General features: G+C 68.9%; 12 protein-coding genes. 7 read left to right on the top strand and 5 right to left on the bottom strand.

From position 1 onward, the window contains the following. Positions 1–42: 42 nt before the first annotated feature. From ACDF64_RS03240 to ACDF64_RS03225, 4 genes are all read left to right on the top strand, one after another. Positions 43–966 carry an N-acetylglucosamine kinase gene (locus ACDF64_RS03240; RefSeq protein WP_394553378.1) on the top strand — a complete coding sequence of 308 codons (924 nt, stop codon included), beginning with the start codon at positions 43–45 and terminating at the stop codon, positions 964–966. Positions 967–1,174: 208 nt separating this feature from the next. Next, positions 1,175–1,543 carry a DUF485 domain-containing protein gene (locus tag ACDF64_RS03235; RefSeq protein ID WP_394553377.1) on the top strand — a complete coding sequence of 123 codons (369 nt, stop codon included), beginning with the start codon at positions 1,175–1,177 and terminating at the stop codon, positions 1,541–1,543. Then, positions 1,543–3,156, top strand: a complete 1,614-nt coding sequence (locus ACDF64_RS03230; protein WP_394553376.1) for a cation acetate symporter — start codon at positions 1,543–1,545, stop codon at positions 3,154–3,156. The genes ACDF64_RS03235 and ACDF64_RS03230 overlap by 1 nt, the downstream gene beginning before the upstream one ends. 315 nt (positions 3,157–3,471) lie before the next feature. Then, on the top strand, positions 3,472–3,888 hold the full coding sequence (locus ACDF64_RS03225; protein ID WP_394553375.1) for a nuclear transport factor 2 family protein: 417 nt from the start codon (positions 3,472–3,474) through the stop codon (positions 3,886–3,888). 67 nt (positions 3,889–3,955) lie between these two features. Here the strand turns inward: ACDF64_RS03225 and ACDF64_RS03220 are convergent, their stop codons facing one another. Together ACDF64_RS03220 and lpdA are read right to left on the bottom strand one after the other, a co-directional pair. After that, a complete protein-coding gene (locus ACDF64_RS03220) occupies positions 3,956–4,156 on the bottom strand; it encodes a hypothetical protein (RefSeq protein ID WP_394553374.1) in 201 nt (66 codons plus the stop codon). Between the two features lie 45 nt (positions 4,157–4,201). Beyond that, a complete protein-coding gene (gene lpdA / locus ACDF64_RS03215; RefSeq protein ID WP_394553373.1) occupies positions 4,202–5,602 on the bottom strand; it encodes a dihydrolipoyl dehydrogenase in 1,401 nt (466 codons plus the stop codon). 226 nt (positions 5,603–5,828) lie between these two features. Here lpdA and ACDF64_RS03210 point away from each other — a divergent pair, with 226 nt between their 5' ends. After that, positions 5,829–6,788: a DMT family transporter gene (locus ACDF64_RS03210; protein WP_394555042.1), complete on the top strand. Its 960-nt coding sequence runs from the start codon at positions 5,829–5,831 to the stop codon at positions 6,786–6,788. A gap of 3 nt (positions 6,789–6,791) precedes the next feature. Here the strand turns inward: ACDF64_RS03210 and ACDF64_RS03205 are convergent, their stop codons facing one another. Then, on the bottom strand, positions 6,792–7,346 hold the full coding sequence (locus ACDF64_RS03205; protein WP_394553372.1) for a TetR/AcrR family transcriptional regulator: 555 nt from the start codon (positions 7,344–7,346) through the stop codon (positions 6,792–6,794). A gap of 124 nt (positions 7,347–7,470) precedes the next feature. On the opposite strand from ACDF64_RS03205, the gene ACDF64_RS03200 reads away from it, so the two are divergent. Both ACDF64_RS03200 and ACDF64_RS03195 read left to right on the top strand, forming a co-directional pair. Further along, positions 7,471–8,511 carry an aldo/keto reductase gene (locus ACDF64_RS03200; protein ID WP_394553371.1) on the top strand — a complete coding sequence of 347 codons (1,041 nt, stop codon included), beginning with the start codon at positions 7,471–7,473 and terminating at the stop codon, positions 8,509–8,511. A gap of 466 nt (positions 8,512–8,977) precedes the next feature. After that, positions 8,978–10,258 carry a hypothetical protein gene (locus tag ACDF64_RS03195; protein ID WP_394553370.1) on the top strand — a complete coding sequence of 427 codons (1,281 nt, stop codon included), beginning with the start codon at positions 8,978–8,980 and terminating at the stop codon, positions 10,256–10,258. A gap of 4 nt (positions 10,259–10,262) precedes the next feature. Here the strand turns inward: ACDF64_RS03195 and ACDF64_RS03190 are convergent, their stop codons facing one another. Together ACDF64_RS03190 and ACDF64_RS03185 are read right to left on the bottom strand one after the other, a co-directional pair. Next, on the bottom strand, positions 10,263–11,150 hold the full coding sequence (locus ACDF64_RS03190) for a phospholipid scramblase-related protein (protein ID WP_394553369.1): 888 nt from the start codon (positions 11,148–11,150) through the stop codon (positions 10,263–10,265). A 40-nt stretch (positions 11,151–11,190) separates the two neighbouring features. Continuing rightward, the gene (locus tag ACDF64_RS03185; protein WP_394553368.1) at positions 11,191–11,655 is read right to left on the bottom strand and encodes a hypothetical protein; all 465 of its coding nucleotides are present in this window, start codon (positions 11,653–11,655) and stop codon (positions 11,191–11,193) included. Positions 11,656–11,926 lie beyond the last annotated feature (271 nt).

Genomic DNA, 11,926 nt, shown 5'->3' with positions numbered 1-11,926 from the left:
CTGCCTCCCACGGCACCACGAACGGAAGGGCGCACCCAGCGCATGAGCAGCGTGCTCGCCATCGACGCCGGCCAGACCGGCACCAAGCTCCGCCACCTCGACGGCGAGACGGCCCGCGAATGGCAGTCCCCCGGCATCCGAACCGACCTGCCGCTCGTGCCGCAGCTGACTCGTGTGCTCGATGACGCGGCGCTTCGGGGCGGTCGGGTCGAGCTCGTCGGCATCGGCGTCTCCGGCCTGACCGACGGCGCCGCCGACGCGCACGCGCTGCTCGGCACCGCCGCCCGACTGGGTGCCCGTTCCCTCTCGTTGGCGCACGACTCGATCACCGCCTACCTCGGCGCGCTCGGCGATTCCCGCGGCGCGGTCGTGGCTTCGGGCACTGGCGTCGTCACGCTCGCGGTCGGCGTGCGAGACGTCGCGCGCGTCGACGGCTGGGGGAACATCATGGGCGACGCGGGAAGCGGCTACTGGATCGGTCGGGCCGCGCTCGACGCGGTCATGCGCGCGCACGACGGTCGCGGCCCCGCGACGGCGCTCACCGACGTCGTCGGCGCCGACTTCCCCCGGCTCGAGGACGCCTACATCGAGCTGCAGGGCGACGACGATCGGGTACGGCGCGTGGCCCGCTATTCGCGCACCGTTGCCGAGCTCGCCTCGACCGACACGGTCGCCGCTCGCATCATCGACTCGGCGGCCGCCGAGCTGGCGCACTCCGTCGCGACGGGGCTCGGTCGGGTCGGCGAGCACGAGTCGGAGGCCCCGCAGGTGCGCGCGATCGGCGGCGTGTTCCGTTCCAGGCGCCTCGCCGACGCCTTCGAGCACGCCCTCCTCGGGCGGCTGCCCGGTGCCCGGGTGCTGATCGGCACCGCCGATCCGCTCGACGGCGCAGCACGGCTGCCGGGGGTCGGCGACCACAGCGCCCTGCGCGCTCGCCTCGTGCGGGCAGGCGCGGTCGCCGCCTGATCCAGCGGGATCCGGTCGACGTGAGCGAGGGCGTCCCCGTCGTTCGTCGGCGCGCTCGAACCGTTCGTCGCACAGGCGGTGCCGTTCGTCGACGACGAACGGCGGAGCCGCCCCGCCCACCCGGCATCGCGGCAGCATGGTGGCGCTGCGGCCCCGCAGCCGGCGCGGATGTTCCCCCGCGCCGGACCACTCCGAAGGAGCACTCGCCATGGGCAACGACGCCCCGGGCGCGCAGGCGACCGAACCCCCGGTCGACTACGCCGCCGTCCAGGCAACACCAGAGTTCCAGAAGCTGCGCGGGTCTCACCGCGGCTTCGTCTTCCCCGTCCTCGCCGCCTGCCTCGTCTGGTACCTCGCGTACGTCCTGCTGGCCAGCTACGCCCACGACTTCATGTCGACGCCCGTGTGGGGCAGCGTGAACGTCGCGATGCTGCTCGGCCTCGCGCAGGTGGTCACGACGTTCGCCGTGACCATGTGGTACGTCCGCTTCGCCAACCGGACGCTCGACCCGCAGGCCGCGGCCATCCGCGACGAGATCGAGCAGGGCGCCATCGAGACGAAGGAGGGCGTGCACTGATGCTGCACCTCGAAGCGGCGACCTCGTCGCCCGGCAACCCCTGGCTCAACATCGGCATCTTCGCGGCGTTCGTCGCGATCACGATGGTGATCGTGTTCCGCGCGAGCCGGAACAACAAGACCGCGGCCGACTACTACGCAGCCGGCCGCTCGTTCACCGGCGGCCAGAACGGCTCGGCCATCGCGGGCGACTACCTGTCGGCGGCGTCGTTCCTCGGCATCGTCGGCGCGATCGCGATCACCGGCTACGACGGGTTCCTCTACTCGATCGGCTTCCTCGTGGCGTGGCTCGTCGCACTGCTGCTCGTCGCCGAGCTCATGCGCAACACGGGCCGGTTCACCATGGCCGACGTGCTGTCGTTCCGGCTCAAGCAGAAGCCCGTCCGCATCGCGGCGGCGACGACGACCCTCGTCGTCTGCTTCTTCTACCTGCTCGCGCAGATGGCGGGCGCCGGCGGCCTGGTGTCGCTGCTGCTCGGCATCACCGACGGCCTGGGCCAGTCGCTCGTCATCACCGTCGTCGGCGCGCTGATGATCATGTACGTCCTCATCGGCGGCATGAAGGGCACCACCTGGGTGCAGATCATCAAGGCGGTGCTGCTCATCGCGGGCGCCGGCGTGATGACCGTCTGGGTGCTCGCCCTGCACGGCTTCGACTTCTCGGCGCTGCTCGACCACGCCGTCGAGGTGGCCGGCAACCCGGCGATCCTCGAGCCGGGCCTCAAGTACGGCGTGACGGATGTCTCGAAGATCGACTTCCTCTCGCTCGGCCTCGCGCTCGTGCTCGGCACCGCGGCCCTGCCGCACGTGCTCATGCGGTTCTACACGGTGCCGACCGCGAAGGAGGCCCGCAAGTCGGTCGTCTGGGCGATCTGGCTCATCGGCATCTTCTACGTGTTCACGCTCGTGCTCGGCTACGGCGCCGCGGCGCTCGTCGGCCCCGAGGTCATCGCGGCGGCCCCCGGCGGCCCGAACTCGGCGGCTCCGCTGCTCGCGTTCGAGCTCGGCGGCCCGATCCTGCTCGGCCTGATCTCGGCGATCGCGTTCGCGACGATCCTCGCGGTCGTCGCCGGCCTCACGATCACCGCGGCCGCGAGCTTCGCGCACGACATCTACGCGTCGGTCGTGAAGAAGGGCAAGCCCGAGGCGGGCGCCGAGGTCAAGGTCGCGCGCCGCACCGTGCTCGTCATCGGCGTCGTCGCGATCATCGGCGGCATCGCCGCGAACGGCCAGAACGTCGCGTTCCTCGTGGCGCTCGCCTTCGCGGTCGCGGCCTCGGCGAACCTCCCGACGATCGTGTACTCGCTGTACTGGAAGCGGTTCACGACCAAGGGCGCGCTGTGGAGCATGTACGGCGGCCTCGCCTCGGCGATCCTGCTGATCCTGTTCTCGCCCGTGGTGTCGGGGTCGGAGACCTCGATGCTGAAGACCGAGTCGATCGACTTCGCGTTCTTCCCGCTGTCGAACCCCGGCATCATCTCGATCCCGCTGGCCTTCTTCCTCGGCTGGCTGGGCACCGTGCTCGACAAGGGCACGGAGGACCCGGCCAAGCAGTCCGAGATGGAGGTGCGCGCCCTCACCGGCGTCGGCGCCGAGAAGGCGACGCAGCACTAGTCCAGCCGGGAGCCGAGGGGGACCGGCTGACAGGCGCCGGCGGCGGGTGGGGAGAACCCGTCGCCGGAACCCATCGATGCGGCCAGGAATGCCTGCCCGGGCCGCATCGAACAACGAGGACGGGGTCGGATGCCACGTGGCATCCGACCCCGTCCTGCTGCGTGGGCCGCTTCCGCTGGTCGAGGAGCGCCCGAGCGGAGCGAGGACGCGTCTCGAGACCCGCTCCGACCCCGGTCGGCCTCGCGTGGTCTCGAGACGCGTCGGCTCCGCCGGCCCTCCTCGACCACCGGTGGGTTCGGGTCGTAGGTTGGGCGCATGGGCGAGACATCCTCACGCAATCTCGAGCTCGTGCAGCGGTTCATCCGCGCGATCGAGGGCGGGGTGCACGGCGACGCGCTCCTCGAGTTCCTCCACCCGGACGTCGAGCAGGTCGACTACCCGAGCCTGATGAACCCCGCGGGCGGCCGCCGCCGCCTCCCGGAGATCCTCGCCGCGAGCACGGCCGGCGCCGGCATGATCGACGACCAGCGGTACGACGTGCGCCGGGTGGTCGAGTCGGGGGACGACCTCGTGGTCCAGGTCGACTGGCACGGCCGCGTGGCGCAGGCGATGGGCGACGTGCCGGTCGGGACCGCACTGCACTCGAACAGCGTGATCAGCTTCGGCATCGACGGCGACCGGATCCGGCGGGTCGAGGCCTACGACTGCTACGACCCGCTCCCGACCGGCTGATCCCGGGGACGCGACGGGGGCGCGGCCGCGGCCCGACAGGCCCGCCCGCCCGCCCGCCCGTCCGTCTCTACGACCGCGACCCGCGGCGCCGCCTGGCGAGCCCGAACCAGAGCAGGCCGATGCCGCCGAGCGCGACGATCGGGCCGACGATCGCCCAGGTCGTCACGCCGCTCATCACCGAGCCCGGCAGGACGCCGACGCCCTGGAGCGTCCAGACGGCGCCGACCGCGACGAGCAGCGCGCCGAGGATGATCAGGAACCAGTTCATCGCCCATCCCTTCCGTTCGGATGCCCCGCCCGTCGCGGCATCCGCCTACATGTTGATCATGTGCCCCACGAGCCCGTGGAACGCCTCCTGCAGCGCCTCCGAGAGCGTCGGGTGCGTGTGCACGTTGCGCGCGAGCTCGAGCGCTCCGAGGTCCCACTTCTGCGCGAGCGTGAGCTCGGGCAGCAGTTCCGAGACGTCCGGTCCGATCAGGTGGCCGCCCAGGAGTTCGTAGTGGTGCTTGTCGGCGACGAGCTTCACGAACCCGACGGGGTCGCCGAGGCCGTTCGCCTTGCCGTTCGCGGTGAACGGGAACTTCGCGACGACCACGTCGTAGCCCTCGTCGCGCGCCTGCTGCTCGGTGAGGCCGAACGACGCGACCTGCGGCGAGCAGAACGTCGCACGCGGCATCATCCGGTAGTCGCCGAGCTCCATGGTCTCGGCGTCGGCGATGGTCTCGGCCGCGACCACGCCCTGCGCCTCGGCGACGTGCGCGAGCATGAGCTTCGCGGTCGCGTCGCCGATCGCGTAGATGTGCGGCACGTTCGTGCGCATCCGCTCGTCGATCGCGATGGCGCCGCGCTCGGTCAGCTGCACGCCCGTGGTCTCGAGGCCGAAGCCCTCGACGTTCGGCGCGAACCCGACGGCCATGAGCACCTTGTCGACCACGAGCTGCCCGGGCTGCCCGTCGGCACCCGTGTACGTCACGGTGACCTGGGTGCCCTGGTCGGTGACGGTCTCGACCTTCGTCGACGTGAGGATCGGCACGCTGAGGTTGCGGTACTGGCGCGTGATCTCCTTGGAGACCTCGACGTCCTCGTTCGGCAGCGCGCGGTCGAGGAACTCGACGACGGTGACCTCGACGCCGTAGTTGCGCAGCACGTACGCGAACTCCATGCCGATCGCGCCCGCGCCGACGATCGCGATCGAGCGCGGCAGGTCGCGCGTGAGGATCTGCGTCTCGTAGGTCACGACGTTCGGCGAGAGCTGCACGCCCGGCAGCAGCCGCACCCTCGAACCGGTCGCGATGATCGCGTTGTCGAACGTGAGCTGCTCGACGGTGCCGTCGGCCTTGCGCACGTCGATCGCGTTCGGGCCGGTGAACGAGCCGCGGCCGTCGAACTCGGCGATGCCGTTCTTCTTCATCAGGAAGTGCACGCCCTTGACGTGCTTCTCCGACACCTGGCGGCTGCGGTCGAACGCGGCGCCGAAGTCGAAGTGCACGTCGCCCGAGATGCCGAAGGTGGATGCCTCGGCGTGGAAGATGTGCGCGAGCTCCGCGTTGCGCAGCAGCGCCTTCGAGGGGATGCAGCCGACGTTGAGGCAGACGCCGCCCCAGTAGCGCTCCTCGATGACGGCGACCTTCCGGCCGAGCTGGGCGGCGCGGATGGCGGCCACGTAGCCGCCGGGACCCGCGCCGAGAACGATGACGTCGAAGTGGGTGGTCATGCTCCGAGCCTATGCCCGGCGCCCCGGCTGCCGACGTTCGGGCGATTCCCGCCATCGTGTCCGGAACCCGCCTGCGGCGGCATCCGCCGCGACGTACGCTCGACCGGTGACCCGCACCGCATCCGCATCCGCACCCGCGCAGCCCGCTGCCGCGCCTCCCGCCGCGAGCGACGGCGCCGGTGCGCCCGACGGCGCCGGCCGGACGACGGGCCGGCTCTCCGCGTGGCTGCAGTTCCTCGCGATGGGGCTCGTGTGGGGATCGAGCTTCCTGTTCATGAAGGTCGCGCTCGAGGGCGTGTCGTTCGGGCAGGTCGCGTGGAGCCGCACGGTGCTCGGTGCGCTCGCGCTCGGGATCATCGTGCTGGTCACACGGCCGCGGGTCGTGGATGCCTCCGGCACGGCCGGCCCGGTCCTGCCGCGCGAGAAGGCCGTGTGGGGGCACTTCCTCGTGGTCTCGCTCACGACCTGCGTCATCCCGTACCTGTGCTTCGCGTGGGCCGAGCAGTACGTGTCGTCGAGCCTCGCGTCGATCTACAACGCGACCACGCCGATCATGACCGCGCTCATGGCGACGCTCGTGTTCCGGGTCGAGCGGCTCGGCGGCAGCCGGTGGTTCGGCGTCGGACTCGGCATCCTCGGCGTCCTCGTCGTGATCGGTCCGTGGCAGGTGGCCGCGCTCACCGGCAGCGTGGCCGGGCAGCTCGCGTGCCTCGTGGCGACCCTCTGCTACGGGTTCACATTCGGGTACCAGCGGCGGTTCCTGAGCCAGCGCCCGATCGCACCCGCGACGTTCGCGTTCCTCTCGATCGGCGTGTCCGCCGTGGTGATGCTCGCGCTGACCCCGGTGCTCGCGCTTCAGCCCGTCGCGTTCGGCTCGGGGGAGGGCGAGGTCGACTGGCGGATCGCGGGGTCGCTCCTCGCGCTCGGCGTGCTCGGCACGGGCCTCGCGTACATCTGGAACATCAACGTGCTGCGGGCCTGGGGCCCGACCGGCACGTCGACGGTGACGTACGTCACGCCCGTCGTCGGCGTCGCGCTCGGGATGCTCCTGCTCGGCGAACGGCTGAGCTGGCACGAGCCGGTCGGCGCGGCGCTGGTGCTCGTGGGCATCCTCTTCGCGCAGGGGCGCCTGCGGCTCGGGCGGCGTGACCGGAGCGCCGTCAGTAGCTCTGTGATGCGAGGCTGAGCGCTACGACCGAGCTCGATAGCGGAGACCGTCGAGGAGCAGTGAGACCATACGGGTCGCTGTGTCGTTGTCGCTGCCGGGGAACGGCACGCAGAGGTTCGCGATCGCTCCGAGGATGTCCATGGGGTCGGTGCCTGCGCGTATCACGCCGGCTTGTTCGGCCCCGCGGAGGAGAGCACCGAGCACAGGCGCTGCGCGGGAGTGGAAGTACTCGGGCAGGGCCGAATAGGCAGGGTCGCCGGAATGCAGTGCGCCGGCGAGGCCGCGCTTGGTCTCCAGGAACTCGCGGTATCGCTGCACCCAGAGGTCGAGGGCCTCGCCAGGTTCGTGCTGTGCGGCGATCGTGGCGGCATCGGCCACGCATTCGTCCAGCTCTCGGCGGAAGACGGCCGCCACCAGGTCGGAACGCTGCGGGAAGTGCCGATACAGCGTCGCCGTTCCCACGCCGGCGCGGGCGGCGATGGCGCGCACGTTGACGTCGACTCCCTGGGCCGTGAACTCCTCCCTGGCTGCAGTGAGTAACGCATCGAGGTTGCGCTGGGCATCGGCTCTGGGCATGGACGGGTTCCTCACGGATGGCTCTGCTTGCTAAGCGGGACAATGTTCCATATAGTCATATGGGACAACGTTCCGCTTTCATCTTCGCACGGCATCCGCTGGCATGCGAGCAAAAGGAGAGACCATGCAGTACCGCACCCTCGGCCGTACCGGTATCCAGGTCAGCCCGTACGCGCTGGGCGCCATGATGTTCGGTGCGATCGGTAACCCCGATCACGACGACTCGATCCGCATCATCCACAAGGCGCTGGACGCCGGCGTCAACCTCATCGACACCGCCGACGTCTACTCTCGCGGCGAGTCTGAGGAGATCGTCGGCAAGGCCATCAAGGGCCGTCGCGACGACCTCGTCATCGCCACGAAGTTCGGCCTGCCCCTCGGAGAGGACCCGAACCGGCGCGGCGGCTCGCGCCGGTGGATCACGACCGCGGTGGAAGACTCACTACGACGCTTGGGGACCGACTACATCGACCTCTACCAGATGCACCGCCCCGATCCGGCGACCGACATCGGCGAGACCCTCTCGGCGCTCACCGACCTCGTCCGCGCCGGCAAGATCCGAGCGTTCGGAACCTCCACCCTCCCCGCCTCGGACATCGTCGAGACGCAGTGGCTCGCTCAGCTGCGCGGACTGGAACCGCTCAGCACCGAGCAGCCCACCTACTCGATCCTGAACCGCGGCATCGAACGGGAAGTCCTTCCCGTCGCCCAACGCCACGGTATGGGGGTCCTCGTCTGGAGCCCCCTTGCTCAGGGCATGCTCACCGGACGGGTGCGGAAGGGGCAGCAGACTGATCTCCGGCGGGCGCGGATGCTCACCCACCTCAGCGACGAGCGCCGCATCGACATCGTCGAGCAACTCATCCCCCTGGCGGAACAGGCCGGTGTCAAGCTCACCCACCTCGCCATCGCATTCGCGATCACGCACCCCGCCGTCACCTCCGCGATCGTCGGTCCGCGCACGATGGCACATCTCGACGACTATCTCGCCGGTGCCGCCCTGGCGCTCAGCGACGACCTCCTCGACCAGATCGACCAGATCGTCTCGCCCGGCACTGATGTCGGCCGGCTCGACATGGCCTACGTCCCGCCCGCCCTCGCCGACACGGCACTGCGACGCCGCACCCCCGGGCACCGCGCCGCAGCACCAGAGCTCGCGGCCTGAAGCGTAACCGAGACAGGGTCCGCGCCGCGCCAACCGGCGGCAGGCACCGCATCGTCGTCCGCGTGCCAGCGGACGCGGCTGCCCGGCGTGGTCTCCCTGCTCGGTGCGGTGGCATTCGTGATGGGCGCGAACCTCTTGGACGCTGTGAAGCAGCAGGCTAGTTGAGATTTCGCACCCTAGTTGGGACCGATGATTCCGGGGATCTCGGGTTCGCTGCGAACGGGGCTTCTCGCACGCTACTTGGGATAGTTTCCCGATGCCGGCGCGCGATGAGCTAAGGGCGATGCTGCCCTCGCCCCAGGGAGTCGGTCGGCCGGTCCAACTCGATCGCTTGCGGTCGCGCGCATAGGGGCTTCGCCCAGTCGGCAGCCCGCCCACCCGAGGACGCGGAGTCGTTTGTCTGATGTGTGGGCTACGGTGAGTGCGGAATCGGGGCTCGGATTGAGCCGTGGTAGGCGAGGGCGATGTGAGCGACGAGATCGAGCTCTTCAGTGACGGCGATGGACTCGCAGTTATCGGCGAGCCCGGAGCGGTCGAGCGGTTCCTCTCGTCTGCTGGAGTGCAGTCCAAGGAACTCCGGCTTCATCAGACGCTTGGAAATGCGCTCAACACCGGATCGGGCGTCGCTCAAGCCGGGTCTCAGATCGCTGCGAACTCGGGCCGCTGGGTCAAGCTCACCGAGGAGTCCGCCAAGGCGATGAAGGTCGGCAAGCTCATGAAGGGCTCGTCGGACGGGGTGAGCCGCGCCGTCGCGACGACGAGCAAGGGCAAGGTGACGAAGATCCTTGAGTTCACCAAGCCCGGGTCGGTCGGCTCGATGCTCACCAATCCGGCCATGCTCGCCGGCGCTGCGGGGATCATGGCCCAACTCGCGTTGCAGCAGACCATGGAGGAGATCACCGAGTATCTCGCCACCATCGACGAGAAGGTCGACGACATCCTCCGCGCCCAGAAGGACGCTGCCATCGCAGAGATGATCGGGGTCGGCATGGTTATCGATGACGCAATGCTCAAGAGGGACCACGTTGGCCGCGTATCCGAAGTGACTTGGTCGAGCCTGCACGGTTCCGCTCAAACCATCGCCACGACGCAGGCATACGCGCTTCGCCAGCTCGACGCGTTGGCCGAGAAGATGGAACGGAAATCCAAGGTCGGCGATCTCGCAAAGCTGGCGGGAAGCGCCGAAGCGACTGTCGAGGAATGGCTCGCGGTCCTCGCGCGCTGCTTCCAGCTCCAAGACGGTCTCGCCGTGCTTGAACTCGACCGCGTACTCGAAACCGATCCCGAAGACGTCGGCCTCCACCGCGCTGCGATCCGGGCGGCTCGCACGAAGCGTCGGGACCTCATCTCGAAGAGCACCGACCGACTCCTCGCGCGGATGGATGCTGCGGCGCTGAGCGCGAACCGGCAGGTGCTGTTTCACCCGCTCAAGTCCGGCACGGTGGTGCGGTCCGGCAACGAAGTCGCCACGGATGTGATCGTCTTCCACGAACGACTCGGCATCGAAGCCGAGCGCGAACCCATCCAGGCGAAGCGATGGCGCGAAGCCGTCGGTGAGGCTAAGGACACGACGATCGAGACCAGTGGCAAGGCTGCGGATGCGGTCGCCCAATTTGGCGCGAAGACGTTCGAGGGCGCGAAGGCCGGCGCCGAGTCGCTCTCGACTGCGGTGGCAGAGCGGCTGCACCAGCGCCGCAACGACGCCACTTCCAAGACCGATGCATCGGAGCGCGACAGCGCCCCGTAGCCGCTCACCGGTTGCGCTTGTTGTCGCCGTCCTGCTTGAGCACCGTGTCGACCACCAGCGCAGCCGACACCACCAAGGACAACAACGGATCCTCCAGCGGCCGATACATCTCGAGGACGTAGTTGTCGGCCTTGGTGAAGTTCTCCTTGCCGAACCCCGCCCAGGTCTTCGTAATCCGACCGATCTCGGCTCCCTGCGGATCCTGGATGCTGAAGTCCCATGCGCGCCAGTTCTCAGCGTTGATCGTGCCCAGTATCTCGCCGCCCGACTCCATTCGGAATCGGATGTTGAATCTTCCGCCGAGCACCGATGCCATGACGCCGAGATTCTCTTGCGCGATCTGGCCCACGTGACTGCCATCCTCACGCATGACGATGACCTTCGACTTCAGCACAGTCGCCGGCCGAGTCAGCGTCAGAACAGGACGACCGTCTGCATCGACGATCTGCAGGCGCTTCGTGGAGTTCTCGCGTCCGACCACCACCCGCGACATGCTCGACCCATACTCGCGAACGCCGCCCACCTTGTGGCCGTGCTGGTTGAAGACCTGATACTCGGCCTTCTTCTCGAAGAGCTTTGCCTTCTGGTTGACCACCAGCACCTGCTCGGTGAACAGCGTCCCGCTGCCGACGCGAGTCGGATCACCGACGCCGAGCTTCTGAAGTTGGCGCTGCACCTTCTTATTGGCAACGGGAGCCCGCGTTGCGACCTGAGCCGGAGCGACTTGCGTCGCGTGGGCCATCCTCGGAGCGGGCGGAGCAACGACCGGGGCGTCGACCAGCTGGCGCCCCTGCGACCCGACATGCTCCGTCCACTGGGTGCCGTTCCAGTAGCGATGTTCGTGCCGGCCGAACGGATCAGGAAACCACCCGGCGGGCGTTTGCTCACTCATGAGAAGGGACCCTCACAGCGGCCCAAGTCACCACCGAGTCCTACCCTTGGGCGGCGAGCAGACGGCCGTGACCGTCCTCGTGGCCGACGCAGGATGCTGCAGTGTCCGGGCTGAGCTCCAGCGCGCGTCGGATCTCCTGCGCAGCAGGGGCTACGTTCGTTCCGTCCGGCCAGGCGGCGTAGTACGCCTCCTCGTAATCGGCGGCGTTCACGATGGACGAGATTGTGGCCAGCTCGGCGACGGAGTAGTCACGCAGCGTGGTCAGGTGCGCCGTGACCTCCTCGGGCCAGATCACCGACTCGTCCTCGATCAGATCGATCTCGACCGACGTCGACTCCATCCTCACCTGCGCTGCTGCCTTGACAGGCGCCAGGTCAGCGGCCTCGCCGTTCAGGAATGAGCCTTCCGTCGCCGTGAACGCCGCTGTGAGCGCGTTCACCGCCGCGTTGGAGGGGCACACGATATCGAGGTAGCGATCGCCCGCCTCCTCGATAGTGAGCACCACCGGACCCTCCTGCGTCGGGGTAGGCGTGCTCCCTCCCGCAGGCTGAGTCGCGTGAGCAGCCGAGCAGCCCGTGAGCACTCCCACGCAGGCCAAGCCGATGAGGCCCGTGATGGCCGTCTTCTTCATGTTGATGTGGACTTTCGTTCCAGAGGCGCGGCGAAGGGCTATTCGACCCGCAGTGATATCCCCATCATTGGGGCGAAAAGAGGTTCTCATAGCAGCCTCAAAGGCGACTGTTAGGAGCAGCCCGATGCACCCGTATTGGGGGAAC

Source organism: Agromyces sp. MMS24-JH15 (assembly GCF_043518605.1).
Lineage (GTDB): Bacteria > Actinomycetota > Actinomycetes > Actinomycetales > Microbacteriaceae > Agromyces.
The sequence above is the reverse complement of the archived record's forward strand: the minus strand, read 5'-3'. Positions and strand labels throughout refer to the sequence as shown.

What these genes read in the sequence shown, in the direction of transcription:
- ACDF64_RS03240 (WP_394553378.1), top strand. Translation starts at nt 43, where the DNA reads ATGAGCAGCGTGCTCGCCATCGACGCCGGCCAGACCGGCACCAAGCTC.
- ACDF64_RS03235 (WP_394553377.1), top strand. Translation starts at nt 1,175, where the DNA reads ATGGGCAACGACGCCCCGGGCGCGCAGGCGACCGAACCCCCGGTCGAC.
- ACDF64_RS03230 (WP_394553376.1), top strand. Translation starts at nt 1,543, where the DNA reads ATGCTGCACCTCGAAGCGGCGACCTCGTCGCCCGGCAACCCCTGGCTC.
- ACDF64_RS03225 (WP_394553375.1), top strand. Translation starts at nt 3,472, where the DNA reads ATGGGCGAGACATCCTCACGCAATCTCGAGCTCGTGCAGCGGTTCATC.
- ACDF64_RS03220 (WP_394553374.1), bottom strand. Translation starts at nt 4,156, where the DNA reads ATGAACTGGTTCCTGATCATCCTCGGCGCGCTGCTCGTCGCGGTCGGC.
- lpdA (WP_394553373.1), bottom strand. Translation starts at nt 5,602, where the DNA reads ATGACCACCCACTTCGACGTCATCGTTCTCGGCGCGGGTCCCGGCGGC.
- ACDF64_RS03205 (WP_394553372.1), bottom strand. Translation starts at nt 7,346, where the DNA reads ATGCCCAGAGCCGATGCCCAGCGCAACCTCGATGCGTTACTCACTGCA.
- ACDF64_RS03200 (WP_394553371.1), top strand. Translation starts at nt 7,471, where the DNA reads ATGCAGTACCGCACCCTCGGCCGTACCGGTATCCAGGTCAGCCCGTAC.
- ACDF64_RS03190 (WP_394553369.1), bottom strand. Translation starts at nt 11,150, where the DNA reads ATGAGTGAGCAAACGCCCGCCGGGTGGTTTCCTGATCCGTTCGGCCGG.